Genomic DNA, 26,603 nt, shown 5'->3' on the forward strand with positions numbered 1-26,603 from the left:
GCCACGGTAGATGATCACGACTCGCGGTGGCCGGTCACCCAGGACAGCGGTAGGCACAGGGCCGCCGCGCCCCCGTCGTGGAAGTCGAGCGTGACGTCGGGGTCGTCGAGGTCGGCGAAGGTGCGTGCCGCCACCGGTCGCATCCGCCGCGGTTCACCGGCGTGCGTGACCAGGAGGGTGTCGCCGTCGGCTTCGACGGTCAGCTCACCGGCCTGGTGGACGTAGGCGCCCGCCAGTGAACAGAGGGTCGCCGGGGCCACGTGGATCGTCGGCCGCACCGGTTCGGCGAGGTCGAGGACCACGTCGATGGCCGCGCGGGCGACGAGGCCGCAGCGGAAACCGCCGAGGTTGGTCAGCAGGACGACGCTGAGGTCTTCGGCGGGGACCTGCACGTAGATCGCGGAGAAGCCCTCGATGCCCCCGGCGTGGAAGGCGACGTCCCGGCCCCGGTAGACGCTGCGGTACCAGCCGTGGCCGTAGCCCTCGGTCCGGCCGCAGTCGAGGCGGACCGGGTCGTAGAGGCCGGGCAGGTCGAAGACCCCGTCGCGGACGGCGGTGTCGAAGGCGAGCAGGTCGTCGAGGGTCGAGCCCATCCCGCCCGCCCCTCCGGGGATGGTCATGCTCACGTAGGGGGCGTTGACGAAGCCTTCGCCGTCGCGCTGGTATCCCCGGGCCCGCTCGGGGACGATCGCCTCGTCGCACAGCACACGCGTCGCCGTCATCCCGGCGGGCGCGAAGACGTGTTCGGCGGCCAGTTCGGCGAAGGGCGCGCCCGCCGCGCGCGATGCGATGACGTCGAGGAGCCGGTAGCCGGAGTTGCTGTACCCGTAGCGGGTGCCGGGTTCGAAGTCGAGAGGCAGTCCCGCGAAGAGGGCGATGACCTCGTCGTCGGTGTGGTCGCGGCGGGTGATCCCGCCGCGGAAGCCGGGACGGGTGACGAAGTTCGGGATGCCCGACGTGTGCGTGAGCAGGTGCCGCGGGGTGACGCGGTCGCCGTGCGGCAGGTCGGGCAGGTGACGCGCGATGGGCGCGTCAAGGTCGATGACGCCGGCGGCGGCCAGCAGCCGGACGGTCAGGGCGGTGAAGGGCTTGCTCAGCGAGGCCAGCCGGAACACCGTCGTCGGTGTCACCGGTCTGCCCCATTCGAGGTCGGCGAAGCCGTGGCAGGAGCGGTACCGGGGCTCGGGTCCTTGACGGACGGCGACGGCGGCGCCGGGCACGGCGGTCAGCTTTTCGTCCACAAGGGACGTCAGCGCGTCGGTCATGGACTGAACGGTAGAACCCGGGAAGGTGCGTTCACATCGCTTTCCGGGCCGATGTTTCGCCGCCGGAACGCGGATAGGCTGGATCCGGCGGGAAGGGCGGCGGGCCGGCGCTGTAGGGCAGCGCGGCCCGCCGCTGTTCAGGCCCCCCGGCCGGTCCTGGCCACCTTCAGTTCGCAGTACCCGTCCTCGCAGGAGCGCTCAAGGCGCCCACGGGAGAGGGTCTGCGCCAGTCCGATCGCCCAGCACGTCGGGCAGCCGCGCAGCGCCAGCAGCCCGAGGGGCGCCAGCAGCAGTGACCACGCCCCGACCACGGGAAGCAGGGCCACCGAACCGGCGAGGGCGCCGAGGCCCACCGCGCCCCGGACCAGGTGGCGGGTGAGGGTCTTGCTCGCGAAGTCACTCATCGTCGTCTCCCATCGGTCCGGCGAGGGTCGCGTGCACCGCCGCGCGGGCTCGGTGCAGCCGCGACTTCATCGCCGGGAGGCTGAGGCCCAGCGCGTCGGCGACGGCCCGGCCGCTGTGGTCCTGGACGTCGCGCATGATGAGCACCAGCCGCTGATCGGCGGGCAGGAGGGAGATCGCCTCGGCGACCCGCTCGGCCTCCAGCCGCCGCAGGACCTCGTCCTCGGCCGACACCACGGCCGTCACCGGCTCCGGCACGTCCGGGCGCACCAGCAGCCGCGCCCGCCGCACGCACTCGTTGCGCACGATCCGGAACATCCACGAGGCGAGCGCGCCCGTCGCGCGGAGCATCCCGATCCGCCGGTACAGGATGATCAGCGCCTCCTGCGCGGCGTCCTCGGCGTCCTGCGGTGTCGGGCACAGCGAGTGCGCGAACCGCCGGACGTGCGGGTGTGAGGCGGAGACGAGCGCGGCGATGGAGTCGACGTCGCCGTCCCGTGCCGCGCTGATCACCCGCTCGTCGGGCCAGGCGGTGCTCACTTGGCCCGGCTCCGGCGGCGCAGCACCACGACGCAGGTGCAGGTCAGCAGGGCCGCGACGACGACGGCGACGGTGGCGATGAGCATGGGAACCTCCTGGTGGCGCGTCCGCGCGCTCTGCGGGACGTACATAAGAGGCGGTGGGGGCGCGAAAGGATTCAGCCTGGCACGCGCGAGGGCCTGTCGCCCACCTCACTGTCGATCACGCGCGCCGGTAAGGAGGCCGCGTCGTTCGGCCCGAGGTCCTTGTCGGGCCGCCGCCGCAGGAAACGCGCGTGCCGCACCCGGCCCTGCGGCGTGAGCTGCGCGTAGGCGACCTCGACGGCCAGCACCGGGCGGACCCAGTGCACGGCGGCGGCGTCGCGGCGGGGCACCTCCACGGCGAACGGTGAACGGCCGACGGCCAGCGGCGCCAGTTCGGCGGCCAGCGAACGCTGCTCGGCCTCGCCGAAACCGGTCCCGACCCGCCCCCGGTAGAGCAGCCCTTCCCCGGTGAGTTCGCCGAGCACCAGCGAGGACAGTTCGCGCTTGCCGCTGGTCCACCCGCCGATCAGGTAGTCGCCGGTGACCAGGTGTTTCACCTTCACCCACGCCGCCGAACGGGCACCGGGCAGGTACGGCGAGTCGAGGCGTTTGGCGACGACGCCCTCCAGGCCCTGTGCGGCGCTGATCGCCATCGCGGCCGGGCCGTCGTGGGACACCGGCGGGGTGATCCAGTGCGGGCCCTCCGGGGCGAGCGTGTCCAGGAGCTCGCGCCGTTCGCGGTAGGGGAGTCGTCGCAGGTCGCGGCCGTCGAGGCGGAGCAGGTCGAAGACGAGGTAGGCGACGGGTGTCGTGCGCGCCAGCCGCCGCGCGGTCTTCGGGTCGGTGACGTTCATCCGCCCGGCGAGCCGCGCGAAGGACGGCCGCATCTCCTCGTCGAAGGCGACGACCTCGCCGTCGAGCAGGGCGTCGGCGGTCACCGCGCCCAGTCCGGCCAGCTCCGGATACGTGGCGGTGACGTCCCGGCCCGAGCGCGAACTCAGGCTCACCGCGCCGCCGCGCAGGTCGGCCAGGACGCGCACGCCGTCCCACTTGAACTCGTACGCCCAGCCGGGCCCCCCGGGCAGCCTTCCCGCGACCGCGAGCATCGGCTCCACCAGCCGATCCTATGGCCGCGCGGTCCCCCGCGATCGCGAACCGCCCGAGCCGGACTCCGGGCGCGAACCCGGCCGTTTCGGCCGCTATGGGTCGTGAAGTCGCAGGTCAGCGGCTCGACATCGGGCGTTTCCGGTACCGGCCGGCCCTCGCTGCGGCACCCTCGACATATGCCCCGCGCGATGTGGAAGGGCTCGATCTCCTTCGGACTGGTCACGATCGCCGTCGAGATGCACTCGGCGACCGTCGACCGCGACGTGCGCTTCCACCAGGTCCACAAGCCCGACGGCGGCCGCATCCGCTACCGGCGCGTCTGCGAACTCGACGGCGAAGAGGTCCGTTACGAGGAGATCGCCAAGGGCTTCGACGTCGACGGCGAGACCGTCATCCTCGACAACGCCGACTTCGAGTCGATCCCCCTCGCCGCGCGCCACGTCATCGACGTCGTCGAGTTCGTGCCCGCCGCCCAGATCGACCCGGTCCTCTACGAGAAGTCCTACTACCTCCAGCCCGGCCGGGGCGCCTCGAAGGCCTACGTCCTGCTCCGGGAGGCCCTCGAAGACGCCGAGCGCGTCGCCGTCGTCAAGGTCGTCATGCGCCAGAAGGAGCAGCTGGCGATCATGCGCGTCAAGGACGACGTGCTCATGCTCGGCACGGTCCGCTGGGCCGACGAGGTCCGGCAGCCCGAGTTCGACGTCCCCGACGCGACCGTCCGCCGCCAGGAACTGGCCATGGCCGCCTCGCTCATCGAGACCATGAGCGCCGACTTCGACCCCGCGGCCTACACCGACGACTACCGCGTCGCCGTCGAGAAGATGATCGAGGCGAAGGTCACCGGCGCCGAGACGGTTCCGGAGTCCGAACCCGACGAGGGCGCCCAGATCATCGACCTCACCGAGGCGCTCAAGGCGAGCATGGCGCGCCTGAAGGGCGACGAGGAGAAGCCCGCGAAGAAGACGGCCGAGAAGGCCGCCGCCAAGAAGACCGCGAAGAAGACGGCGGCGAAGTCGACCGCGAAGAAGACGGCGGCGAAGCGGAAGGCGTCCTAGGGGCGGGCGAAAGTCTCGACGACCGCGCTCCCGCGCCCTCAGCAGCCGTTGGCGATGAACGTGCAGTCGAGCCAGATGTTCTGGCAGTCGTCCCACCAGCAGCGGTAGTAGCGTCCGTTGAGGCAGCGGTAGCGCTGGCGCTCACACGGCGCGGCATGGGCTTCCCCCGCCGGTACTAACCGGGAGAGCAGGCGGTCGGCCGCCTTCGTGATGATCTTCACCGGTGGTCCCTCCATCAGTCGCGACGACCCGTGACGGGTCCTGTACCCCTCGACGTTAGGGGCCCCGCGCACACGCGACCGCATACGCGCCCCCGCCGCCCGCACCCACCGGCCGAGGCCGCGCCTGCCACCATGGACCCCGTGAATCTTGTCGACGTGCTGCCCGAAACCGCCGATCCCGACGAAGTCTTCGACGCCTTCTCCACCTGGGTCGGCGAACAGGGCATCACCTTCTACGAGGCGCAGGAAGAAGCCCTCATGGAAGTCGTCGCGGGCAACAACGTCATCGTCAACACCCCCACCGGCTCCGGCAAGAGCCTCATCGCCGCCGGCGCGCACTTCGCCGCGCTCGCCGCCGACCGCACCACCTTCTACACGGCCCCCATCAAGGCCCTGGTCAGCGAGAAGTTCTTCGACCTGACCCACCGCTTCGGCGCCGACAACGTCGGCATGATGACCGGCGACGCCAGCGTCAACCCCTTCGCGCCGATCATCTGCTGCACCGCCGAGGTCCTGGCCAACATCGCCCTGCGCGACGGCGAGTACGCCGACGTCGGTCAGGTCGTCATGGACGAGTTCCACTTCTACGCCGAACCCGAGCGCGGCTGGGCCTGGCAGGTCCCGCTCCTCGAACTGCCGCACACGCAGTTCATCCTCATGTCGGCGACCCTCGGCGACGTCACCCGCTTCGAAGAGGACCTGACCCGCCGGACCGGCAGGCCCACGGCCGTCGTCAAGTCCGCCGACCGGCCCGTCCCGCTGATCTACAGCTACAGCAAGAACACGCTCACCTCGACGCTCGAAGAGATGCTGGCCACCAAGCAGGCGCCGGTCTACATCGTGCACTTCACCCAGGCCGCCGCGATCGAGCAGGCGCAGGCGCTGATGAGCATCAACATGTCCACCCGCGAGGAGAAGGACAAGATCGCGGCCCTCATCGGCAACTTCCGCTTCACCACCCGCTTCGGCAAGACCCTGTCGCGCCTGGTCCGCCACGGCATCGGCGTCCACCACGCGGGCATGCTGCCGAAGTACCGGCGGCTCGTGGAGCGCCTCGCCCAGTCTGGGCTGCTCAAGGTCATCTGCGGCACCGACACCCTCGGCGTCGGCGTGAACGTGCCCATCCGCACCGTCCTGTTCACGGCCTTGAGCAAGTACGACGGGACCCGCGTCCGGCGCCTGCGCGCCCGCGAGTTCCACCAGATCGCCGGCCGCGCGGGGCGGGCCGGGTTCGACACGGTCGGCTACGTCGTCGCCCAGGCCCCCGAGTACGTCATCGAGAACGAGAAGGCCCTCGCCAAGATCGGCGACGACCCGAAACGCCGCCGCGGCTACGCCCGCAAGAAGCCGCCGGAGGGCTTCGTCGGCTGGAGCGACGAGACCTTCGAGAACCTCCAGGCCGCCGAGCCCGAACCGCTCGTCTCGCGCTTCCAGGTCTCCACCTCGATGCTCCTCAACGTCATCGCCCGCCCCGGTGACCCCTTCCAGGCGATGCGCAGGCTCCTCACCGACAACCACTCCGACCGCAAGGAGCAGCGCCGCCAGATCCACCAGGCGATCGCCATGTACCGCTCCCTGCTGTCCGCCGGTGTCGTCGAGAAGCTCGACGAGCCCGACGACAGCGGCCGCACGGTCCGCCTCACCGTCGACCTCCAGGCCGACTTCGCGCTCAACCAGCCCCTGTCGTCCTTCGCGCTGGCCGCCTTCGAGCTGCTCGACACCGACAGCGGCGACCACGCCCTCGACGTCCTCTCCGTGATCGAGTCGACCCTCGAAGACCCGCGCACGATCATCGCCGCCCAGCAGAACAAGGCCCGCGCCGCCGCGATCGCCGAGATGAAGGCCGACGGGATCGAGTACGAGGAGCGCATGGAGCGCATCCAGGAGGTCACCCACCCCAAGCCCCTGGAAGAGCTGCTCGGCGCGGCCTACGAGATGTACCGGCGCGGGCACCCGTGGGTCGCCGACCACCCCCTGCGGCCCAAGTCCGTCGCGCGCGACCTCTACGAACGCGCCCTCAACTTCGGCGAGTTCGTCGCCTTCTACGAACTCGCCCGCGGCGAGGGCCTCGTCCTGCGGTACCTGGCCAGCGCCTACAAGGCCCTCGACCAGACCGTCCCCGACGATCTCAAGACCGAGGAACTGCGCGACCTGACCGCCTGGCTCGGCGAGCTCGTCCGGCAGGTCGACTCCAGCCTCCTCGACGAATGGGAACAGCTGGCCAACCCCGACCCGGACAAGCCGGTGACCGAGATGACCGAGACGACCACGGCCGTCACCGCCAACGTGCGGGCCTTCCGTGTCCTGGTCCGCAACGTCATGTACCGGCACGTCGAACTCGCCGCCCTCGACCGGCCCGGCGAGCTCGCCGCGCTGGAGACGGGCCCGTCGGCCGACGAGTGGGGCGACGCGCTCGACGCGTACTACGACGAGCACGACGAGATCAGGACCGGGCCGGACTCGCGGGGCCCGAAGATGCTCCAGATCTCCGAGGACCCGGGCCGGGTGGGCTACTGGCAGGTCCGGCAGGTCGTCGACGACCCGGCGGGCGACCGCGACTGGGCGATCGTCGGCGAGGTCGACCTGCACGCCTCCGACGAGGCCGGGGAAGCGGTAGTGCAGGTCACGGGCCTGGAGCGGATGTGAGCCCCGGATCGGACCCTAAGCTGGATCCGGTGAGCACCGAGTCCGTCCCCGCCGAGCCCCGCATGGCGCGCGTCCGCACCTTCCAGCCCCGGCGCGGGCGGGTCAGCGACCGCCACGAGGACGCTCTCGCGCGCCTGCTGCCGGTGTACGGGGTCGACGAGTCCTTCGAGGCGGCCACCGCCTTCGGGCGCTCGGCGCCGCTGATCCTGGAGATCGGCTCGGGGATGGGGCAGGCGACCGCCGAGATGGCCGCCGCCGACCCCGGCCGCGACTACCTCGCCGTCGAGGTCCATCCGCCCGGCATCGCCAACCTGCTGTGGCTCGTCGAGGAGCGCGGGCTGCGCAACGTCCGCGTCTTCGACGGCGACGCCCTCGACTTCGCCCGCGGCACCCTGCCCGAGGCGAGCCTGGCGGCACTGCACGTCTACTTCCCCGACCCGTGGCCCAAACCCCGCCACCACAAACGGCGCATCATCCAGGCCGGGCACGTCGAGCTGCTGCGCTCGCGGCTCGCGCCCGGTGGCGTGTTCCACTGCGCGACCGACTGGGCCGAGTACGCCGAACGGATGCTGAAGGTCCTGACGGCCGACCCGGAACTGGAGAACACCGCCGAGGGCTTCGCGGCCCGCCCGGGGCACCGGCCGGTCACGAAGTTCGAGCGGCGTGGTGTCGCGGCCGGGCGGGAGATCTTCGATCTGGTGTTCCGGCGGGTCCAGGGAGGTTCGGCCACCGGGTAGCCGTCTCCCTTGTGGACGGACGACCGCACCTGCGGTCAACGTGGCCCGGCGCGGCGGAGGCGTTCGTCCGCCTGTGCCCGCAGCGCGGCGTCGCCCGCCGGATCGCCGCCGCACAATGCCATCTCCCGGGCGTTGTACGCGGCCATCCACAGGCCGGCGGCCCACGCGACCTCCCGCTCCACGACCGTGAACGTGCGCCCTCGATACCTCTGATAGGCGCTCAGGAAGGCCTCGGAGCTCTCGATCGGTGCGAGCGTGGGCGGTCCGGAACTGGCGAAGGACCCGCTCGCCGCTCCGGCGAGGGCCGCCTCCGGTTGCCAGGCCAGACTGTCCCAGTCGTGCACCGCCCACACCCGCAGGCCCCGCCACCGCAGGTTCTGCGCCTCGAAGTCGGCGTGGCCGAGCACGCACGGCAGGTCGGCGGACCGCAGCCGCGCGCGTGCCCGCTCGGCCGTCCGGAGGATGTGCCCGGGCACGATGTCCTGGTCCCGGTCGTCGAGAAGGCCGATCGCGGGCCACGGCCCGGGATCGCCGTGGTCCCAGCGCACCCAGGGCGGATTCGGCAGCGGCGGCGCGGGGGCGGTCAGGTCGGCGAGTCGGGCCATCAGCCGGGCGTACACCTCGGCGCAGCGCACGGCCGTGTCCGGCGAGTCCCCGTGTAGCACCTCGCCGCCGGACCGGAACTCCTCGGCGTGCACGGCCAGTGCGCCGACGCCGATCACCGGTGTGAGCGGCCGCGCGCACGGAAACCCGCGCTCGGCCATCCCGGTCTGCACCGCGACGCACGACGCCGCCCGGCCTTCATCGACGCGCGCCTTGACCACGACGTCCCCGCCGCCGGTCAGCCGCAGACCGAACACCGTCGAGACCTGCCGCGAGCGGAACAGCACGCCGGCGGGTTCGGCGCCCAGATGGTCGCGACACCAGGCCGGCAGCCAGTCCGGCAGCTCATCCAGCGGCATGTCCAGGACTGTGCCACAGGCACCGGCACGCGGGTGCCCCACACGACTCCGCTCCGGCGCGGAGGCCTCCCGTCGACGCTCCCCGGTCACTCCAGGAAGCGGGCGTCCAGCAGCGCGTCCATCACCGGCAGGTACTGGTCGGACTGCGAGTCGGGAAGGGCGAGGTGGAAGACCATGGCGCGCTCGCCGTCGATGTCGACGACCGCGACGATCTGGACCTCGCCCTTGTCGCCGGCCATGGCCTTCTTCCAGGTCACGCGGTACTCGGCGATGAGCCCCCCGCGTCCGTCGACGTCGAAGGGACGGTAGACGCCCTTGCCGGTCTTGAGGCCGTCCATGTCGCTGCCGTCGTCGTCGTTGTAGTACGTCTCCAGGCTGTACTTCTGGACGGCGTCGGCGGTCGCGCGCAGCTTGCCGGGTCCTTTGTAGGCGACGACGTCCTCGTTGAGCTGGCCGCCGACGAAAGGCGCGATCCACTCGTCGTCGATGGCGATCATCTGGCCGACGGTGTTGTGCAGTTCGCGCCGCTGCCACTCCTCGGCGGTGGGGTAGTCCTGCCAGGGCGCCCCGAGCCGGGGCCAGGCGCAGCGGGTGCCGGGATGCAGCATGAGCTCCGGTTCGGCAGGCGGGGCGTCGCTTTCGGCGATGACCGTGGGTTCGGGCGCGACGATCTCGCCCGGCGGTCTCCCGGCGTCGTACACGGTGACGCCGAACCAGATCACCATGACGGCGGCGGCGCCCGCGATGCCGGTGATCCAGGGTAAGGCGGCGCCCGCGAAGCGCTGTTTCGGCTCGGTCGTCATGGGCCCAGATGCTAGCGCCCGTATATGACGAGAGCGCCCGTCCCTCCATGGTGGAGGGACGGGCGCTCGCCGGTTCGGGCTACGCGCGGCCGCTGCTCACCGCGCTGTAGAGCATGTCCTGCGCCACGAAGGTGCCCTTCACCTGGAAGGGTGAGTCCACCGAGGCCGTCGTCCGTCCATTGCGGACGACGTCGGCGCCGTTGAGCCCGAGTGCCAGTGGGTACAGGGTGGACTTCATCCCCGCCGGTGCCGCATAGGACTTCGCGGCACCTCCGACGGTCGCGTTCACGGTCGCCGCGCCCGTCAGGAAGGTCAGGAACTCCACGTTGTCCTTCGGTGTGCCGCCGTTGGCGCGGACCTTCTGCAGTTTCGTCTGCGTGCTCTCCGGCGCGGCCGGGGCCCCGGCGGGCTGGTTGCGGTGGACGACGTAGACCGTGTCGCGCACGATCGCCGGGTAGGCGCCGGTCTTGAAGCGCGTCAGGTAGTACGAGGACAGGTCGAGCCACACGCCGCCGTTACGGACCGAGGGCGAGAAGTGGTGGTTCTCGGAGTAGTCGTTCCAGGTCATGAGCTGGATCCAGTCCGCTCCACCGTCGATGGCCTTCGTCCAGCCGCGGCGGAGGTTCTCGCTGTTCTCCGCCTCGTAGTAGTTGCCCTCCTTCGGGCGACTGTCCTGAGGGGACAGACTGGCCATGAACCTCACCCCGGCGTTGTGCGCGGTGGCGATCTTCGAGGGCAGCGAGTCCTGCAGGGCCGGCGCGCCGTACTCCATCTCGGAGAAGGCGTAGCTGACCGACTTGTACTTCTCGAAGCTGGCGTTGAAGTTCAGCACGAAGGGCACGAGGGCGACGGTCTCGCCGTACTGCGACTTCATCACCGACACGAACTGCGTCCAGTACTCCGGCGTCTTGTTCTCGGCCTTGAAGGGCGAGACCACGAGACGCCCGTCGTCGAGGCGGTACTCGGAGTCGAAGGCGGCGAGCTTCATGACGACCGCGGCCAGCCCGGCCGGGTCGATGTCCTTGAGCGTCGACACCGTCATGTCGGGCATGATGACGATCTTGAAGTCCGGGTCGACCATCGGCGCGGCCTTCATCAGCCGCAGCGCGGCCTGCCAGTGGTAGTTCGACTCGGTGACGTTGAGCAGGTTCAGCGTGAACCCGTCCAGTCCTGCCTCTTTGGCGCGCGTGACCTCGGTGACCATGTCGGCGAGCTGCCAGTCGCCGGTGAGCGGGTCACGGCCGATCGGGCGGTCGCGGAGGAAACCGCCATAGGCGGCGTGGATCCCGTTCTCGCCGTTGGGGGTGAGGTAGTTGCGGGCGTAGTAGTCGGTGGCCGGGGCCTGGTTGTCGATGGAGATCCGGAACTGCGTGAAGTAGTGCGCGAAGACCTTCTTCCCGCTGGCCTCCAGGACTTCCCGGGGCGGCAGGTCGAAGGGCAGCGGTCCGGCCGCGACGGCCCCGAGCGTGTAGCTCACGGTCAGCTTCGGCGGGGTGCCGGCCGTGTCGGCCGATGAGTTCAGCACGCCCTGCGCGCCCGAGGGCGAGGTCAGCGCGAAGGAGTGGACGCCCGTGCCGTGGTAGGCCGCCGACACGTCGACGCTTGACGTGGCGCCCGCCGTGAGGCCGTCGACGGCGCCGATGACCGCGCCCATGGTGGGCTGGCGGCTCCAGGTCAGCTCGGCCGCCGACCAGGAGGCGGCGACGTCGTGAACCTCGACGGTGGTGTCGGTCGTGCGCGCCGAACGCACCTGGAGGACCATCTCGACGTTCTGGGCGCCGACGGGCAGTTCGGGAACGGTGAAGCTGAGGAAGGATCGCCGTTCGGCGGCGGCCGCGCCGTCGCAGGCCGCCGCGCACACCGACAGCCAGGTGTAGTCGTCGTGCGCCTTCGCCGGGCTCGACTGGCTGGCGTAGGTGTCGGCGGTGACCGGCAACTCGATGACGGTCGGGGCGGCGTCGTCTGCGGCCGGGAGGCTCTGCCCGTCCTCGGCGACGGCCACGCCGACACCACCGGCGAGGCCGATGACCACGAGTGCGGCTAAAGGCAGCTTCCAGGGGAGGGAACGCATGCGATCTCCTTTACGGGGAGGGGATTGATCGCGCTTCTGTCGGACAACGGCAGAATCCTAGACATGATCGGATTCGCGCGTCGCCGGGGAGCCCTCAGGACTCGACGCGGGTCAGTTTCCCGGGGTTGAGCACGGCGTTGATGCGGAGGACCTTCCCCTCGCCGAACTCCAGGAAGATCACCTGGTCCATGCCGTCGGCCTCGGCACGGATCGCCGTGCCGCCGTTGGCCTCGACGAGGCGCAGCCCGGTGAACGCGACCTTGCCGAACAGCCCGGTGATCAGTCTCGCCACGTTGACCCGGCCGACGATCGGCCGCAGTGCCGCGCGGACCCTGCCGCCGCCGTCGTTCCAGGCCTCGACGTCCGCGCCGAGCATCGCCGTGAGCGTGTCGAGGTCGCCCCGCTCCGCGGCGGCCATGAACGTCGACAGGAGCCGTGCGTGCTCCTCGTTCGACGGGCCGAAGCGGTCGCGGCCCCCGTCGAGCCGCGCGGCCGCGCGGTGGTGCATCTGGCGGCAGTTGGCCTCGGTCGCGCCGACGATCCCGGCGATCGTCTCGTAGGGGAAGTCGAAGGCCTCCCGCAGGACGAACACCGCCCGCTCCGGTGGCGACAGGCGTTCCATGAGGTGCAGCGTGGCGTAGGACAGGGTGTCGCGCAGTTCGGCGGTGTCGAGCGGCCCGAACGCGTCCGAGGCGACCGGTTCGGGCAGCCACGGCCCGACGTACGCCTCGCGTGTGCGCCGGGCCGAGCGGAGCTGGTCGAGGGCGAGCCGCGACACCATCGTGGCGAGAAAGGCCCTCGGCTCGCGCACCGCGGAGCGGTCGGCGCCGCTCCACTTGACGAAGGCGTCCTGCACGACGTCCTCGGCGTCCCACATGCTGCCCAGCAGGCGGTAGGCCAGGCCGAGCAGCATGGGACGGTGCTCCTCGAACACGCCGTTGATCATGCCGCGGTATCCAACGCGGGGTCGAAGGTGGCGTGCCGGGGCCGCCAGTCGAGGGTGAGGCGCGCGCGGGCGTTGTCGGCGCCGCGCAGGCCGTTCATGAACACGACGCCGAAGGATCCGACCACCAGCCGCGCCAGCCACACCGGGAGGCGCCTGGGCGCCGGCGCGCCCAGTGAGCGCGCGAACTCCGGCAGCCAGTCGCGGATCGGGCGCGGTTCGTCGTCGACGACGTTGAGGGCGCCGGTCACGTTCGGCTTGTCGAGCGCGGCGATGATGGCGGTGGCGGCGTCGTGGGTGTGGGTGAAGGAGAAGACCGACCGGCCTTCGCCGACCAGCGGCATCCTGCCCGCGCGGATCGCGGTGGGGAAGGAGCCGTCGGCGTAGAAGGCGGTGCCGGGGCCGTGGAGGTGGCCGAAGCGCAGAACGAGGCCACCGGCCTCGGTGGTCTGCCGTTCCAGGGAGGCGAGGGCCTCGACGGCGGGCGCGAACTTCTTCGGGGCGCCCTCGGTCCACAGCGGGACGTCCTCGTTGGCGTGGCCCTCGCCGGGCCGGTAGGCGAAGGCGACGCCCTGGGTGATGATCCGGGGGACGCCGATCTCAGTGGCCGCACCGATGAGGTTGCGGACGCCTTCGGTGCGCAGGCGGTTGGTGAGCGCGAAGTCACGGTCGAACTTGGCGGGGTTGAGCTGGGCGGGGATGGCGGTCGCCATGTGCAGGACGGCGTCCGGCGAGGCCTGCCGCACGGCCTTGCGGACGGCGGCCGGGTCGAGCAGGTCGACGCCCTGCGAGCGGGAGAGGCCGATCGCCTCGTGCCCGGTCGTCGCCAGCAGGGGGACGAGCGCGCGGCCGATGACTCCGGTGGATCCGGCGATGAGAACTCGCATGGGGTGCTCCTGTACCTGGTTCTTTCGGTTGACGGCTACAGGACGGGCGCGGGGCCCGAAGTGTGACAGTTACGCCGGTCACAGTGGCGCGCCGGTGACCACGACGACCACGTCGCGCCCGGCCCCGAGCCCGCCTTCGAGTACCGCGAACAGCGCTTTCGACACGTAGACCGCTTCGGGCGCGAAGCCGTGGCGGGCGGTGAAGTCGGCGGTGAACGCGCGCAGTCCGGGCGTGGATCTGGCGAATCCGCCGTGGTGGAAACGGTGGTCGAGACTCCAGGTGCCGCCTTCGGCGCCGAAGGCCTCGCGCTGGAGGCGGCGGACCTCGCCGTCGAGGTATTCGGCGCCTTTGAGCACGCACACGCCGACGGCGGCGCGGCCGGACGGGAGTCCGTGTGCCAGTCCCGCGAGCGTCGCGCCGGTGCCGACGGCGGTGACGACGAGGTCGTGGCCGGGCAGCTGCGCCGACAGTTCGGCGGCCAGGTCGGCGCATCCGCGTACCCCGGCGGCGTTCGAGCCGCCTTCCGGGATGACGAAGGCCTCGCCCCCACCGTTCCCGCAGCCGGCCGAGGACGGCGGGCGTGTGCTTCTCGCGGTAGGAGGCCCGGTCGAGGTGGTCGAGGGTCATGCTGTGGGCGGCGCAGAACGCGAGTGACGGGTTCAGCGGCAGGCGCGGCTCGCCGCGCACGACACCGATGGTGCGCAGGCCGAGCCGGTGCCCGGCGGCGGCGACGGCCCGCAGGTGGTTGGAATAGGGCCCGCCGAAGGTGAGCAGCGTGTCGGCGCCGCGTGCCGTCGCCTCGGCGAGATTGAGCCGCAGCTTCCGCCACTTGTTGCCGGAGACGAGCGGATCGACGAGGTCGTCGCGTTTGAGCCACACGCGCGTGCCGGGGGCGAGTCGTTCGTCGCGCAAGGGGAGGAGCGGCGAGGGAACGGGGACGCCCGGCCACGCGGTGGCCGGGGCGTCGGGCGGCGCACTGCTCACCCGGGCATTCTCGCCCGGCCCGGAGTTGCCACGTTGCCGGGTTCGATTCCCCCGGATTCGCCGGACCCGTGGCGGCTCCTCGTCCGTCGAACCATTACTCGACCTTCCGTGTCCGGTGCTTTCAAGATCATCCGACTTGACCGCATTGTCGACTATGGAGGGAAGATGGACGTGGGCGTGACGAACACCCCGGCCCGCACCCGACCACCCGGCCTCGGTTCAGCCGAGGCGATCGGCGTTGTCGGCGACGGTCACGGGGACCGCGAAGTGGCGGTTATTCGTTAGTCCCGGTCGCGTCGACCGGGCCATCCTTAATGGACGGTCGCACGGGGGTGGTCGTGACCGGGCGGAGGGGAGAGTCGCGCCTCGCCGGCACACGAGGGCGGTGGTGCGATCCGCCGCCCGGGGAGAGTGAGGAGGGGTCGCATGATGGTCGGATACGGGATCGCCGCGTTCGCCGCGATGGCGGCCGCGGTCGCCGCGCTCGCGTTCGCGGCGTACCGCCGGCGCGGGTGGGAGGCCGCCCGCCCCGAACCGCGCGGGTTGGGACTGCCGACGCGCGCACTGCCGCTGGACGGCGGCAAATGGCTCACGGTCTACGAGAAGGGCTGCGCCAAGACCTACCCCAACGGCGCGGTGGAATGGGCGCGCTGGACGGCCGTGGAGGACATCGAGGTCCGCAGCGCCGTGGTGCCCGCCGTCGGCGGTGAGCCCGAACGTGAGCACGCCGTCTGCATCGAACTGCGCGACGGCACGCGGATCTTCCTGTGCGGAGCCGCGATAGGCGACTTCGCCGAGGAGGCCTGCCAACGCGTCCTCGCCGTCCAGCTCGACGGCCACCGGGCCGCGCTCGCCGACGGCGGAGCCGTCGCCGTGCGCGCGGTCCGCGGTCTGGAGATGGACGCCGAAGGCCTGCGCCGCAAGGAGCGGACGCTGCCGTGGGCGGCGGTCGAGGAGATCGAGGTGGACCGGGCCGGTCAGGTCCGGTTCCACGTCGACGGCGTTCCGGTGAGCTGGGCGGTGTTCTCCGCCGACGGCCCGCGCGGGGGCGCGTGCCTGCGGATCGCCCGCGAGCTGTGCGCCCGTAACCACGCCGGTGAAGGCGTGGGCGAAGAGGTGGCGTGACGCCCGGGGAGCCGGGACGGTCCGGCGGTCTCAGCAGAGGAGGCCGCCGGCGTTGACCTTGAGGGCCTGATAGGCCAGTTCGTCGTCGGGGACGGTGTGGTCGGCGGAGCCGTTGATCACGAGGTACTTGCCGTCACCGACGTCGACGGACAGGACGCGGTCGCCGGTCGACTCGCGTGTGCCGACGCTGCCCTTCCACTCACCGAGGTCCACGGTGTCGTCCGTGCCGCGGAGGAGCGCCGGGGGCTCCGCTTCGATCGTGCGCCAGGTGAGGTGGGAACCGTCGTCGAGATCTTTCGCCGCGAACGGGGTCCCGTCGGGTGGGATGTACTCCAACTCCGGTCCCCGCTCGCAATCGGAGCCGCGCAGGCCGGGGCCGGGACCGCCGCCCGGGCGCAGGGCCTCGGCGAAGTCCATCATCTCCGACGGGTCGAAGCCCCGGGCCCTGAGCACGAAGAAGTATCCGTCCTCCTGCCACGACAGGGCGTAGTCGCCGCCCAGGGGCGAGGGCGCGCTGAACACGCCGTAGGTGTCGCGGAACCGCAGCGTTCCGCCCTGCGGCGCCACCGCCGGGGCGCTCGTGTACAGGTCGAGCGCGATGGTCCGCGGTTCGGCGGCACCGGGATCCGGGGGCGACGCGAAGCCCAGGCGCATCAGGCCCGCGTTGACCACGATCCCATAGGGCAGCAGGAACCCCTCGGGGATCCAGCCGGGGCGATACGGGAACACCGTCGCCCGCCGGCCGTCCCGGTCGGTGGGGAAGACTCCCGGCGAGGCGGTGGTCTCGGCGTTGGGGCCCGACCAGTCGTCGGCGGTGTACTGCTGAGCGAAGAGGATCGCCACCGCCGTCACGACCACCGTGATCCCTCCCGCCGCGCCCGCGCGACCTCGTGCGCGAGCCCGGCGGCGCCGGTGCACGCCTTCCAGCAGGCCCTCGTCGTCCGGAGCGTCCACCGCGTGGTGCCCGAGACTCTCGGCCAGATCCCATTCGTCGAACGCGCGGCTCATCGGCCCGCCTCCTTCTCGCCGACCAGCTGCGGCGACACCCGCAGCGCGGACAGTCCCTTGTGGGCGTGCACCCGCACCGTCGACTCGCCGACGTCGAGCAGGTCGGCGATCTGGGCGTAGGCGAGATCCTCGTAGAAGCGCAGCACGAGCACCGCCCGCTGCATGCGCGACAGGCCCGCCAGCAGACGCCACAGCACCTCCCTGTCGGCGACGGCCTCGGAACGGTCGGCGGTGGCCGCGGCGTGCGGGGTCATGTCGGCGGTGACGCGCTCGCCGAAGCTGAACCTGCGCCGCCAGGACAGGAACTGGCGCAGCACGGCCTTGCGCACGTAGGCGTCGGGATCCCCGGCGGCGCTGATCCGCGGCCACGAACGGTGGCAGCGGGCCAGCGCCTCCTGTACGAGGTCCTCGGCCAGGTGGGCGTCACCGCCGAGGAGATAGCCGAAACGCAGTAACGCCGTGCCTCTGGCGCGGACATAGTCGTCGAAGGAGTTCAAGGCGCCCCCGTTGCGAAGAACCGTTGGACACCACTGACACGCGCCGGGGGCACGGTTTCGTTTAGGCCGACGAGGCGATGACCTTCAGCGCGAAGTCCACATCGGACTCGGTGGTGTAGAGGTGGAAGGCGAAGCGGGTCAGCCCGGCTCGCGGGGAGGCCACGATCCGCGCCTCGTGCAGGGCCGCGACCTGCCGGTCGCTCAAGGGGACCGAGACGATCGCGGAGTCCGACGGGGGCAGGCCGAGGCCTTCGCGGAAGTGGGCGGCGAGCCCGACGTCGTGGGCGTGGACTTCGTCGCGGTCGAGGCCGGCGAGGAGTTCCAGCGCGGGGGTGTGCCCGATCCACGGCGCCCAGGACGGGGACAGGTCGAAGCGCCGGGCGTCGGGCGCCAGACGCAGCGGCGGACCGTAGATCGAGTCCCAGATGTCGTTTCCGGCGTACCAGTTGGCCGCCAGTGGCGTGACCGACGAGAGCGCCCGCGGAGTGCCCGTCATGAAGGCTGTGCCGCGCGGGCCCAGCAGCCACTTGTATCCGGCGACGACGAGGTGGTCGAAGTCGCCGACGGGCAGCGGCAGCCACCCGGCGGCCTGGCTGCCGTCGTAGAGGACGCGCAGGCCGTGTTCACGACGGGCCTCGGCGAGGGCCGCGAAGGGCGCGAGGCGTCCGTCGGCGGACTGCACGGCGGAGACGGCGACCAGGTCGACGTCCTCGGTGACCGACTCGGCGAGCCGCGCCAGCGGGACCGTGCGGACCGTGACTCCCCGGGCGCGGGCCACCAGGAACGGGAACAGCAGCGACGTGAAGTCCTCCTCGGCGGCGAGGACGACGCCGTCGTCGGGCACGGATGCGGCGACCAGGCCCACGAAGTACGAGGCCGAGGGGCCGTGCGCGACCTCGCCGGTGTCGACGCCGACGATCGAGGCGAAGGCCGTGCGGGCGCGCGTGATGAGGTCGTCGATGGTGTGCATGTCGACGCGGCCGGCGCGGCGGTCGGCCTCGTGGGCGGCGATGGCCTCGGTGGAGGCGAGGGGCGGCAGGCCGTAGGAGGCGGTGGCGAGATAGGTCGTCTCGGGGGCGAAGTGGCCGCGGACGTCGGGGATCGTCGGGGTCATGGTCCGACGTTAGGCCCGCAGCCAGACCCGCAGCGGCCCGAGTGATCTGAATCCCACTCGCAGGGCCGCGTCGAGGTCGTCGCCGGACTCGTAGCCGACGAGGCCGCCGGCGCCGAGCAGGTCGGCCGCCGTGCGCACGGCGCCCGCGAAACCCCCGCCGAAGACGTTGGACACGCCGACGACGCCACCGGCGGTGTTGAGCACGGCCCCGGCCGCGATGGCGCCGGTGGCGTCGCGGCCTTCGGCGATCAGCACCGAGGTGTCGGTGAGCAGCCCGGCCGTGAACAGGCCCGTCGTCTCGCCTCCCGACCAGGCGGTCTCCCACTCGGTGAGGTCGGTCGCGGCACGCCATTCCAGGGCGTCGCCCGCGGGCAGGGGAGTCCCCGCCTCCCGCACGATCCACTCGGCGTCGAAGAGCACCTCGAAGCCGTGCGCGGACAGGTCGAGGTCGGCGAAGGAGTCCTTGACCGAGCAGCCCGGGGAGGAATCGATCCCGGCGAGCACCTCTTCGGCGGCGAGGCCGGGCACGAGTGTCACCGCGTCGGGGTAGTACAGGGGAGTGCGGACGGGACCGCGCCACACTCGACCGTCGTTCGAGGTCTCGATGTCGTGGGCGCGGCACATGCTCGCGCACCACCCGGCGTTGTTGGCCGCTGCTTCGCTGATCACCGGCGGATCATCGGCCACGGACCCGCCGGACGCCACCGCTTTTCCGCATTCATACCCCCTAGGGGTAGAGTACGGTCGAGGAACCGCCACGAGAGGAGCCGCCATGGAGACCGTCACCTACAAGGTCACCGGCATGACCTGCGGGCACTGCGAGAAGGCCGTCACCGAAGAGGTCGGCGCCATCCCCGGCGTCACCGAGGTGCGCGTCGACCTGCCGACCGGCCACGTCATCGTCACCGGCGAGACCCTCGCCGACGACGCCGTGCGCGAAGCCGTCGACGAGGCCGGCTACGAACTCGCCGGACGCGTCTGAACCCGCCACCGGGGCGCCCGCGCGGGCGCCCCGGCGTCACGGCTAGAAGCTCTCCGCGTCGATCACGAAGCGGTACCGCACGTCACTGGCCAGGACCCGTTCGTAGGCCTCGTTGATCGCCTCGGCCCTGATCAGCTCGTACTCGGCGGCGATGCCGCGCTCGGCACAGAAGTCGAGCATCTCCTGGGTCTCGGCGATGCCGCCGATCATCGACCCGGCCAGACTCTTGCGCCCGCCGATCAGCGAGGACAGCCGCACCGAGCTCGCCTCCGAGGGCAGACCGAGGTTGACCATCGTGCCGTCGATGCGCAGCAGCCGCAGGAAGGCGTCGAGGTCGAGGTCGGCCGAGACGGTGTTGACGATCAGGTCGAAGCGGCCGGTCAGCCTCCGGAAGGTCTCCGGGTCGCTCGTGGCGTGGAAGTGGTCGGCGCCCAGGCGCAGGCCGTCCTCCTTCTTGCTCAGGGTCTGGCTGAGGACGGTGACCTCGGCGCCCATCGCGTGCGCGAGCTTCACGCCCACGTGCCCCAGGCCGCCCATCCCGACGATCGCGACCTTCTTGCCCGGCCCGGCGCCCCAGTGCCGCAGCGGCGAGTACAGCGTGATCCCGGCGCACAGCAGCGGCGCGGCGCCGGCGTAGTCGATGCTCTCGGGCACCTTCAGCACGAAGTCCTCGTTGGCGACGATGTGCGTGCTGTAACCGCCGTACGCCGGGCTCCCGTCGGCCTCGGTGTCGTTGTAGGTCGCCGTGCCCTTGCGGCAGTACTGGTCGAGGCCCGCCTTGCACGCGTCGCACTCGCCGCAGGCGAACACGAAACAGCCGATGCCGACCCGGTCGCCGACCTTGTGCCGGGTGACGCCCGCACCGGCCCCGGTCACGACGCCGACGATCTCGTGCCCCGGGACCATCGGGTAGTTCCCGGGCCGCCACTCGTCGCGGACCTGGTGGATGTCGGAGTGGCAGATCCCGGAGTAGCGGATCTCGATGAGCACGTCGTGCTCGCCGACGGCCCGGCGGGGGATGGTGGTGGGCGCGAGGGGCGCGCCCGCCGAGGAGGCGGCGTAGGCCCTGACTTCGGTGGTCATGTGCCCTGACCTTTCGTCCGAGGGGTGCTGACGGCTCACATCTTGCGCCGCCCCCGGCGGCGGCGGAAGCCGGGGACGGCGACGCGTGACCTGGGCCGCCGCTTCTCAGTACAGGCCGTAACCCTTCAGTTCGATGTCGGCGGCGCGCTCCCGCGCGACCTCGGACATCATCGCCGGGAACTCCGGTGAGAGCATCATGGCGTCGCGCTCGGCGAGCTTCTCGGCGGTGGCCGGGGAGAGGAACGAGCCGGTCGTCTCGCCGCCCTCCTGGCAGGTGGTGGCGAAGTCGCGCAGCTCCTTCTCGTAGGCGGCGAAGGCGACGGCGTGGTCGCCTCCGGCGGCGGCCAGCTCTCCGGCGAGGATGTAGGCGCCGACGACGGCCGTGCCGGTGCCCATCCCGCCGAGGGTCGCCCCATGGGCGGCGTCCCCGGCCAGCGCGATCCGGCCGCGCGACCAGACCGGGACGTCGATCCGGCTGATGGCGTCGAAGTACAGTTCCCCGGTCCCGGCCAGGGCACCGACCAGCTCGGCGGCGCGCCAGCCCATCCCCGCGTAGGTCCGCGCGATGATCTCCTTCTGGGCGGCGAGGTCGCGGCGGTCGAAGGCGAGGACACCGGAGGTGAAGGCGGCGAAGACCTCCGGCCTCCCGGCGGTGGTGCCGACGCTGATCATCCGGCCCGGCTCGTTGTAGGTCCGCGCGACACGGTCGGCCACGGTCCCCTCCGGCGCGGGCCAGCCCGCCACGTAGTAACCGAGGTGGCTCAGGTACTCCTCCTCCGGCCCGAAGGCCAGGCGGCGGACGTTGGAATGCAGCCCGTCGGCGCCGACGACCAGGTCGAAGGTACGCGGTGCCGAACGCGCGAAGGTCACGTCGACCCCCGTGGGCGTCTCGGTCAGCGAGGTGATCGAGTCCCCGAAGAGGTACTCGCACACGGCGCGGGTGCGCCCGTGCAGGACGCGGGCCAGGTCCGAACGGCGGACCTCGATGTCGCCGCCGGTGAACTCCGCGGGGAGCGCGAAGATCTCGGCCCCCGAGGCGTCGACGTAACTGCCCGGCGAGCCGCCGGTCGCGACCGCGCGCAGCTCGTCGAGAACTCCCATGCGCGACAGCACCGTCAGGTGCGCGTCGCTGCGGAAGTCGACGGCGTAACCGCCGCCGCGCAGGTCCGGCGCGATCTCGACCACCGTCGGCCGGAAGCCGTGCCGGGCGAGCCAGTACGCGAGTGCCGGGCCGGCGACGCTCGCGCCGGAGATGAGGACGTTCATGGTGTTCTCCCGATTCCACAACCGTGTCTGTTGGACACAGTGTATGGTAGACACGGTTTCTTCGAACGCGAAACGCGATTCCCGGGGAGGGCGACATGGCCGAGGACTTCACCGACGCGCTCGCCCTGCTCTGGGGCCTCAAACCCCCGCCCACGAGGGGCCCGAAAGCCGCGCTCAACCCCGAACTCATCACCGTCGCGGCCATCGCCGTCGCCGACGAGCAGGGCCTGCCCGCCCTCACCATGCAGGTCGTCGCCGAACGCCTCTCCTTCACCAAGATGTCCCTCTACCGGCACGTCCCGGGCCGCGCCGAACTCGTCGCGCTCATGGTCGACCACGCCGTCGGTCCCGCCCCCGAACTCGCCCCCTCGGCCTGGCGCCCCCGCCTGACCGCCTGGGCCGAAGCGCTCTGGCACGTCCTGCTCCGCCACCCCTGGCTCCTCGCCGCCATGGTCGGCCGCCGCCCCCTCGGCCCCAACGAACTCGCCTGGACCGACCACGCCGTCGCCGCCCTCGAAGACACCGGCCTCGACGGCGGCGAACGCCTCGACACCGTCTTCACCGTCGCCGGGCACGTCCGCGGCACCGCCCAGCAGCTCGTCACCCCCGAAGGCACCAGACGCGAGGGCGGCGAGGCCGAACTTGACCGCGCCCTGGCCGTCCTGCTCGACGAGCACCGCGAGCGCTACCCCGCGCTGACCGCCGCGCTCGCCGTCTCGACGCCCGACCAGGCCCTCGCCTTCGGTCTCGACCGCATCCTCGACGGCGTCGCCGGGCTCATCGCGAGTCGCCGCTAGATCCGGTCTAGCGGAAACCCGTCCGCGTCTCGCGCCTCAAGGGTGAGGATCGAGACGGGAGACGGAGATGAAGGGCTCGCACACCACCACCACGACGCTGCGGCTCGCCGTCATCGTGGGCAGCACCCGCGAGGGACGGGCCGGGGAGCCGATCGCCGCGTGGTTCGCCGCGCTGGCCAAGGACCACGGCGATTTCACCGTCGACGTCCTCGACCTCGCCGGTTTCGACTTCCCGGCCCGCCTGCCGGGCGAGGCGACGCCGGAGATGGCCCGCTTCACCACCGCCGTCGACCACGCCGAGGCCTACGTCGTGGTCACGCCCGAGTACAACCGGAGCTTCCCCGCGTCGTTGAAACAGGCCGTCGACTACGGCTACGACGAGTGGCACGGTAAGCCCGTCGGCTTCGTCTCCTACGGCTACCGCCACCGCGGCCTGTTCGCCGTCGAGCAGCTGCGGACGGTCTACGCCGAGCTGCACACCGTGACCGTCCGCGACGGCGTCCACCTCGACCTCCTCGACCCCGACGGCGGTGTGTCGCGACCGGAGGCCGGACAGTCGGCCGCCCGCATGCTCGCCCAGCTCTCCTGGTGGGGCCACGCCCTGCGCGAGGGCCGGGCCGCCCGCCCCTTCACCTGCTGAAGAGAACCGAAAGGAAAGAACCATGAGCGACCGCGCCAACACCCTCGCGATAGAAACGAAAGGCCTGGTCAAGACATTCGGCAAGACCAGAGCCGTGGACGGTGTGGACCTGGCCGTCCCCGCGGGGACCGTGTACGGCGTGCTCGGGCCGAACGGCGCGGGCAAGACCACCGCCGTGCGGGTCCTGGCGACCTTGACGCGACCCGACGGGGGTGAGGCGAGGGTCTTCGGGCACGACGTCGTCCGCGAAGCCGACACCGTGCGCTCGAAGGTCAGCCTGACCGGCCAGTACGCCTCGGTCGACGAGGACCTGACCGGCCTGGAGAACCTGATCCTGCTGGGCCGCCTCATCGGGCACCGCAAGGCCGCCGCGAAGCGCCGAGCCGAGCAGCTGCTGGACGCCTTCGGACTCACCGAGGCCGCCGGCCGTCAGGTGAAGAAGTACTCCGGCGGGATGCGCCGGCGCGTCGACATCGCCGCCAGCATCATCCGGACACCGGAGGTGCTGTTCCTCGACGAGCCGACCACCGGTCTCGATCCCCGCAGCCGCAACCAGGTGTGGGACATCGTCCGGATCATCGTCGCGCAGGGCACGACGGTCCTGCTGACGACGCAGTACCTGGACGAGGCCGACAACCTGGCGGGACGGATCGCCGTCATCGACCACGGCAAGGTCATCGCCGAGGGCACACCCGGCGAGCTGAAGGCCTCCGTCGGGTCGGGGTCGGTGCACGTCCGGCTGCGCGACGCCGGTCAGCGCGGCGAGGCCGAGCGTGTCCTGTCGGCGAACCTGTCGCTCGGGGTGAACCTCGAAGCCGACCCGGTCGCCCTGACCGCCCGCGTCGACGGGAACGGCGGGGGAGCCGCGGAGCAGGCCTCGCTGGCGCTGGCCGCGCTGGCCAGGTCGGGCATCACCGTCGACGAGTTCTCCCTCGGCCAGCCGAGCCTGGACGAGGTCTTCCTGGCCCTCACCGATCACCCCGCCACCGACGACGCCGAGAAGGAGGCCGTGGCATGACCACGCAGTCGACGACCACCACCCCCACCACAACGTCCTCGGTGTACACGCCGGCCGCCTCGGCGCTCAGTGCCGTCCTGTCGGCCGACGAGCAGCCGTCCCGGCCGAGCGCGCTGGCCGCGTCGATCGCCTTCGGCTGGCGCGCGATGCTGAAGATCAAGCACGTCCCGGATCAGCTCTTCGACGTGACCGCGTTCCCGATCATGATGACGCTGATGTTCACCTATCTCTTCGGGGGAGCGCTGGCCGGGAACACCACCGACTACCTGCAGTACCTGCTGCCCGGCATCATGGTCATGAGCGTCGTGATGATCACCATGTACACCGGCGTCGGCGTGAACACCGACATCGAGAAAGGTGTCTTCGACCGCTTCCGGACCCTGCCGATCTGGCGCCCGGCGGCCCTCGTCGGCGCCATCCTCGGCGACGTCTTCCGCTACACGATCGCCTCGACGACGATCCTCCTGCTCGGTCTCGCCCTCGGCTTCCGCCCCGGCGGCGGCGTGCTCGGAGTGCTCGCCGGTGTCGGACTGCTGGTCGCGTTCTCCTTCGCCTTCTCCTGGATCTGGACGATGTTCGGGCTGCTCCTGCGCTCGGAGAAGTCGGTGATGGGCGTGAGCATGATGGTGCTGTTCCCGATGACGTTCCTGAGCAACGTGTTCGTGCAGCCGGTGACGATGCCGGGCTGGCTGCAGGGCTTCGTCGCGGTCAACCCGGTCGCCCACCTGGTCGCCGCCGTACGCGGGCTGATGTACGGCGAACCCGACGGGTACGAGATCGGCTGGACACTGATCTCGGGCGGCGCGATCCTGCTCGTCTTCGGTGCACTGACGATGCGGCTCTACAACCGGAAGTGATGTGAGGACAGGGGGACAGGGGCGACACGACGGGCCGGCTGGGGGGAGCCGGCCCGTCGTTTTGGGTGCCCGTGCCCGTCCGCGGATCTCGCGTGCCCGCTCCCACGCTCATCCCTGCGCCCTGACTTCCGCTCGCATCCCCGGGCCCGCCATCACCTCCGCTCCTGCTCCCACGGCTGCTCGCCTACCCACCCACCCGGCCGGCCGGTGGCGGCTCGGCTTCGGTTGCGCGGACCGGGATGCCGCGCTCGCGCAGGGAGCCCAGCGCCGCGTTGGGCTCGCCGCAGGCGAACGCGCGGCTCGTCGACCGCCGCTCGCGGCCGGAACACCGTCTGCTTCCCAGGCGGGTACGGCCGTGGTGGCGACGAGCGCACGTCGACGACCTCGCACGCGCGAGGACAGGGGTCCCGCGCGGGTTTCGCCGGGGCGAGTTCGCTCGCCGTGGCTCGGCGCCGCCGTCTGCCGCAGCCTTCAGCCCGCCGCAGGACGCGATCAGCGGACTCAGGGGCTGCGTCGACGCGACCGGCCATGGCGGTTGGATCTCACCGCGAAGGCAAGGACCCCGCGCATGGCTCTCGCCGGGGTGTCGGGCTCGGCTTCCCGGCCTCGCCGGGCTCCGGCGTCGCGATCAGACGTGGTCTGGTTCCCGGCGGCCTCGCCCAAGCGGCGAAGGTCGCGGCGGTTCGGGTTCACCGGCGAAGAGCGATCCAGCGCGTTGGCCTCCGCGCGGGCGAGCCTGCGGCGAGTCCGTTGTCCGCAGTCCGCGAGGCCGCGACGGCGCTCGCCCGGGCCGGAACCGGGCAGCGAAGCCATGATGCTGGGCCGTGCCCAGATCCGCTGCCTCCGGAAGCCTCCCATCGTCGCGAGCCATCTGCGTGAGGGTGCAACGCCCTCGCGCGCCTGCGGCGCGTTACTCGCGCGAGTGTGCAAGGGCCTGCGGTTCGCCGCCGTGCGTTGTCTGCGCGAGGGCGCATGCGCCTTGGGCACTGCCGTGAGTTGTCTGCGTGAGGGTGCAACGCCCTCGCGCGCCTGCGGCGCGTTACTCGCGCGAGTGTGCAAGGGCCTGCGGTTCGCTGCCGCGAGTCGCCTGCGGAGGCTGCACGTAGCCCGGCGCATCCGCCGCGAGCCACGACCGTGCTCGTCCTGGCCTCCCGGTCCCCGCGCGGAGCGAGCCTCCGGCGAGTGCGCCGCTCGCGGGCCGCGACAGCGCTCGCCCAGGCCGGAACCGGGCAGCGAAGCCGTGATGCTGGGCCGTACCTAGATCCGCTGCCGCCGGAAGCCTCCCATCGTCGCGAGTCATCTGCGGGAAGCTGCCAGCGTCTCCGCGCACTCGCGGCGAGTTACCTGCGTGGGCCCTCAAGCCTCCGCCCGCCTGCCGCAGGCCCTCGTGTCTGTCCGCCGTGAGCTGTCGCCGCTAGCCTCAGGTGCCTGGGCCGCCTGCCACGTGTACCTGCGCGGGCCTTCACGCCCTCGCCCGCCCGCCTGCCGCAGGCCCTCGTGTCTGTCCGCCGTGAGCTGTCGCCGCTAGCCTCAGGTGCCTGGGCCGCCTGCCACGTGTACCTGCGCGGG

At 71.6% G+C, this 26,603-nt stretch carries 26 protein-coding genes; 9 read left to right on the forward strand and 17 right to left on the reverse strand.

What is annotated here, in order from left to right; translation table 11 throughout:
• Window positions 1-14 precede the first annotated feature (14 nt).
• The 4 genes from HNR73_RS11140 to ligD all read right to left on the reverse strand — a co-directional run bounded on the left by HNR73_RS11140 (window position 15) and on the right by ligD (window position 3,336).
• Entirely contained in the window at window positions 15-1,265 is a 1,251-nt protein-coding gene (locus tag HNR73_RS11140) for a serine hydrolase domain-containing protein (protein WP_184787282.1), read from the reverse strand.
• A 137-nt stretch (window positions 1,266-1,402) separates the two neighbouring features.
• Window positions 1,403-1,669, reverse strand: a complete 267-nt coding sequence (locus tag HNR73_RS11145) for a hypothetical protein (protein ID WP_184787283.1) — start codon at window positions 1,667-1,669, stop codon at window positions 1,403-1,405.
• Window positions 1,662-2,207, reverse strand: a complete 546-nt coding sequence (locus tag HNR73_RS11150; RefSeq protein ID WP_184787284.1) for an RNA polymerase sigma factor — start codon at window positions 2,205-2,207, stop codon at window positions 1,662-1,664. Before HNR73_RS11150 ends, HNR73_RS11145 begins: the two co-directional genes overlap by 8 nt.
• Window positions 2,208-2,364: 157 nt before the next feature.
• Window positions 2,365-3,336 (reverse strand): non-homologous end-joining DNA ligase, encoded by a 972-nt coding sequence (gene ligD, locus HNR73_RS11155; protein WP_184787442.1) that lies wholly within the window; start codon window positions 3,334-3,336, stop codon window positions 2,365-2,367.
• A gap of 177 nt (window positions 3,337-3,513) precedes the next feature.
• Between ligD and ku the strand changes: the two genes are divergently transcribed.
• A complete protein-coding gene (gene ku / locus HNR73_RS11160; protein ID WP_184787285.1) occupies window positions 3,514-4,392 on the forward strand; it encodes a non-homologous end joining protein Ku in 879 nt (292 codons plus the stop codon).
• Between the two features lie 38 nt (window positions 4,393-4,430).
• Here the strand turns inward: ku and HNR73_RS11165 are convergent, their stop codons facing one another.
• A complete protein-coding gene (locus tag HNR73_RS11165) occupies window positions 4,431-4,613 on the reverse strand; it encodes a hypothetical protein (RefSeq protein WP_184787286.1) in 183 nt (60 codons plus the stop codon).
• A gap of 141 nt (window positions 4,614-4,754) precedes the next feature.
• Here HNR73_RS11165 and HNR73_RS11170 point away from each other — a divergent pair, with 141 nt between their 5' ends.
• The gene (locus tag HNR73_RS11170; protein ID WP_184787287.1) at window positions 4,755-7,259 is read left to right on the forward strand and encodes a DEAD/DEAH box helicase; all 2,505 of its coding nucleotides are present in this window, start codon (window positions 4,755-4,757) and stop codon (window positions 7,257-7,259) included.
• 62 nt (window positions 7,260-7,321) lie between these two features.
• Window positions 7,322-7,996, forward strand: a complete 675-nt coding sequence (trmB, locus tag HNR73_RS11175; RefSeq protein WP_184787443.1) for a tRNA (guanosine(46)-N7)-methyltransferase TrmB — start codon at window positions 7,322-7,324, stop codon at window positions 7,994-7,996.
• 35 nt (window positions 7,997-8,031) lie between these two features.
• Here the strand turns inward: trmB and HNR73_RS11180 are convergent, their stop codons facing one another.
• From HNR73_RS11180 to HNR73_RS39030, 6 genes are all read right to left on the reverse strand, one after another.
• Window positions 8,032-8,958, reverse strand: a complete 927-nt coding sequence (locus tag HNR73_RS11180; RefSeq protein ID WP_184787288.1) for an aminoglycoside phosphotransferase/kinase family protein — start codon at window positions 8,956-8,958, stop codon at window positions 8,032-8,034.
• Between the two features lie 86 nt (window positions 8,959-9,044).
• Window positions 9,045-9,761: a hypothetical protein gene (locus HNR73_RS11185; RefSeq protein WP_184787289.1), complete on the reverse strand. Its 717-nt coding sequence runs from the start codon at window positions 9,759-9,761 to the stop codon at window positions 9,045-9,047.
• 79 nt (window positions 9,762-9,840) lie between these two features.
• Window positions 9,841-11,832, reverse strand: coding sequence for a glycoside hydrolase family 71 protein (locus tag HNR73_RS11190; protein ID WP_184787290.1), 1,992 nt, complete (start codon window positions 11,830-11,832; stop codon window positions 9,841-9,843).
• Window positions 11,833-11,926: 94 nt separating this feature from the next.
• Window positions 11,927-12,778: an RNA polymerase sigma factor SigJ gene (sigJ, locus tag HNR73_RS11195; RefSeq protein WP_184787291.1), complete on the reverse strand. Its 852-nt coding sequence runs from the start codon at window positions 12,776-12,778 to the stop codon at window positions 11,927-11,929.
• A complete protein-coding gene (locus tag HNR73_RS11200) occupies window positions 12,775-13,662 on the reverse strand; it encodes an NAD-dependent epimerase/dehydratase family protein (protein ID WP_184787292.1) in 888 nt (295 codons plus the stop codon). Before HNR73_RS11200 ends, sigJ begins: the two co-directional genes overlap by 4 nt.
• Window positions 13,663-13,740: 78 nt before the next feature.
• A complete protein-coding gene (locus HNR73_RS39030) occupies window positions 13,741-14,193 on the reverse strand; it encodes a pyridoxal-phosphate dependent enzyme (protein WP_203686212.1) in 453 nt (150 codons plus the stop codon).
• 880 nt (window positions 14,194-15,073) lie between these two features.
• Here HNR73_RS39030 and HNR73_RS11210 point away from each other — a divergent pair.
• Window positions 15,074-15,772 (forward strand): hypothetical protein, encoded by a 699-nt coding sequence (locus HNR73_RS11210; protein ID WP_184787293.1) that lies wholly within the window; start codon window positions 15,074-15,076, stop codon window positions 15,770-15,772.
• A gap of 30 nt (window positions 15,773-15,802) precedes the next feature.
• On the opposite strand, the gene HNR73_RS11215 is transcribed toward HNR73_RS11210, so the two are convergent.
• The 4 genes from HNR73_RS11215 to HNR73_RS11230 form a co-directional block, all read right to left on the reverse strand.
• Complete coding sequence (locus tag HNR73_RS11215) at window positions 15,803-16,780, reverse strand: hypothetical protein (protein WP_184787294.1); 978 nt, start codon at window positions 16,778-16,780, stop codon at window positions 15,803-15,805.
• A complete protein-coding gene (locus tag HNR73_RS11220; protein WP_184787295.1) occupies window positions 16,777-17,277 on the reverse strand; it encodes a SigE family RNA polymerase sigma factor in 501 nt (166 codons plus the stop codon). Before HNR73_RS11220 ends, HNR73_RS11215 begins: the two co-directional genes overlap by 4 nt.
• A 61-nt stretch (window positions 17,278-17,338) precedes the next feature.
• Entirely contained in the window at window positions 17,339-18,391 is a 1,053-nt protein-coding gene (locus HNR73_RS11225) for an aminotransferase class V-fold PLP-dependent enzyme (protein ID WP_184787296.1), read from the reverse strand.
• 9 nt (window positions 18,392-18,400) lie between these two features.
• Complete coding sequence (locus tag HNR73_RS11230; protein WP_184787297.1) at window positions 18,401-19,060, reverse strand: hypothetical protein; 660 nt, start codon at window positions 19,058-19,060, stop codon at window positions 18,401-18,403.
• A gap of 103 nt (window positions 19,061-19,163) precedes the next feature.
• Between HNR73_RS11230 and HNR73_RS11235 the strand changes: the two genes are divergently transcribed.
• Complete coding sequence (locus HNR73_RS11235) at window positions 19,164-19,373, forward strand: heavy-metal-associated domain-containing protein (RefSeq protein WP_184787298.1); 210 nt, start codon at window positions 19,164-19,166, stop codon at window positions 19,371-19,373.
• A 42-nt stretch (window positions 19,374-19,415) separates the two neighbouring features.
• Here HNR73_RS11235 and HNR73_RS11240 read toward each other — a convergent pair whose 3' ends face one another.
• Both HNR73_RS11240 and HNR73_RS11245 read right to left on the reverse strand, forming a co-directional pair.
• Window positions 19,416-20,456, reverse strand: coding sequence for an NAD(P)-dependent alcohol dehydrogenase (locus HNR73_RS11240; protein WP_184787299.1), 1,041 nt, complete (start codon window positions 20,454-20,456; stop codon window positions 19,416-19,418).
• Between the two features lie 105 nt (window positions 20,457-20,561).
• Window positions 20,562-21,722 carry an FAD-dependent monooxygenase gene (locus tag HNR73_RS11245; protein ID WP_184787300.1) on the reverse strand — a complete coding sequence of 387 codons (1,161 nt, stop codon included), beginning with the start codon at window positions 21,720-21,722 and terminating at the stop codon, window positions 20,562-20,564.
• Window positions 21,723-21,817: 95 nt separating this feature from the next.
• Between HNR73_RS11245 and HNR73_RS11250 the strand changes: the two genes are divergently transcribed.
• From HNR73_RS11250 to HNR73_RS11265, 4 genes are all read left to right on the forward strand, one after another.
• The gene (locus HNR73_RS11250; protein ID WP_184787301.1) at window positions 21,818-22,519 is read left to right on the forward strand and encodes a TetR/AcrR family transcriptional regulator; all 702 of its coding nucleotides are present in this window, start codon (window positions 21,818-21,820) and stop codon (window positions 22,517-22,519) included.
• 67 nt (window positions 22,520-22,586) lie between these two features.
• Complete coding sequence (locus HNR73_RS11255; RefSeq protein WP_184787302.1) at window positions 22,587-23,159, forward strand: NADPH-dependent FMN reductase; 573 nt, start codon at window positions 22,587-22,589, stop codon at window positions 23,157-23,159.
• A gap of 22 nt (window positions 23,160-23,181) precedes the next feature.
• Window positions 23,182-24,177: an ATP-binding cassette domain-containing protein gene (locus HNR73_RS11260; RefSeq protein WP_184787303.1), complete on the forward strand. Its 996-nt coding sequence runs from the start codon at window positions 23,182-23,184 to the stop codon at window positions 24,175-24,177.
• Window positions 24,174-25,034, forward strand: coding sequence for an ABC transporter permease (locus HNR73_RS11265; RefSeq protein WP_184787304.1), 861 nt, complete (start codon window positions 24,174-24,176; stop codon window positions 25,032-25,034). The genes HNR73_RS11260 and HNR73_RS11265 overlap by 4 nt, the downstream gene beginning before the upstream one ends.
• The last annotated feature ends 1,569 nt before the right edge of the window (window positions 25,035-26,603 follow it).

It is taken from the genome of Phytomonospora endophytica (assembly GCF_014202425.1).
Classification (GTDB): domain Bacteria; phylum Actinomycetota; class Actinomycetes; order Mycobacteriales; family Micromonosporaceae; genus Phytomonospora; species Phytomonospora endophytica.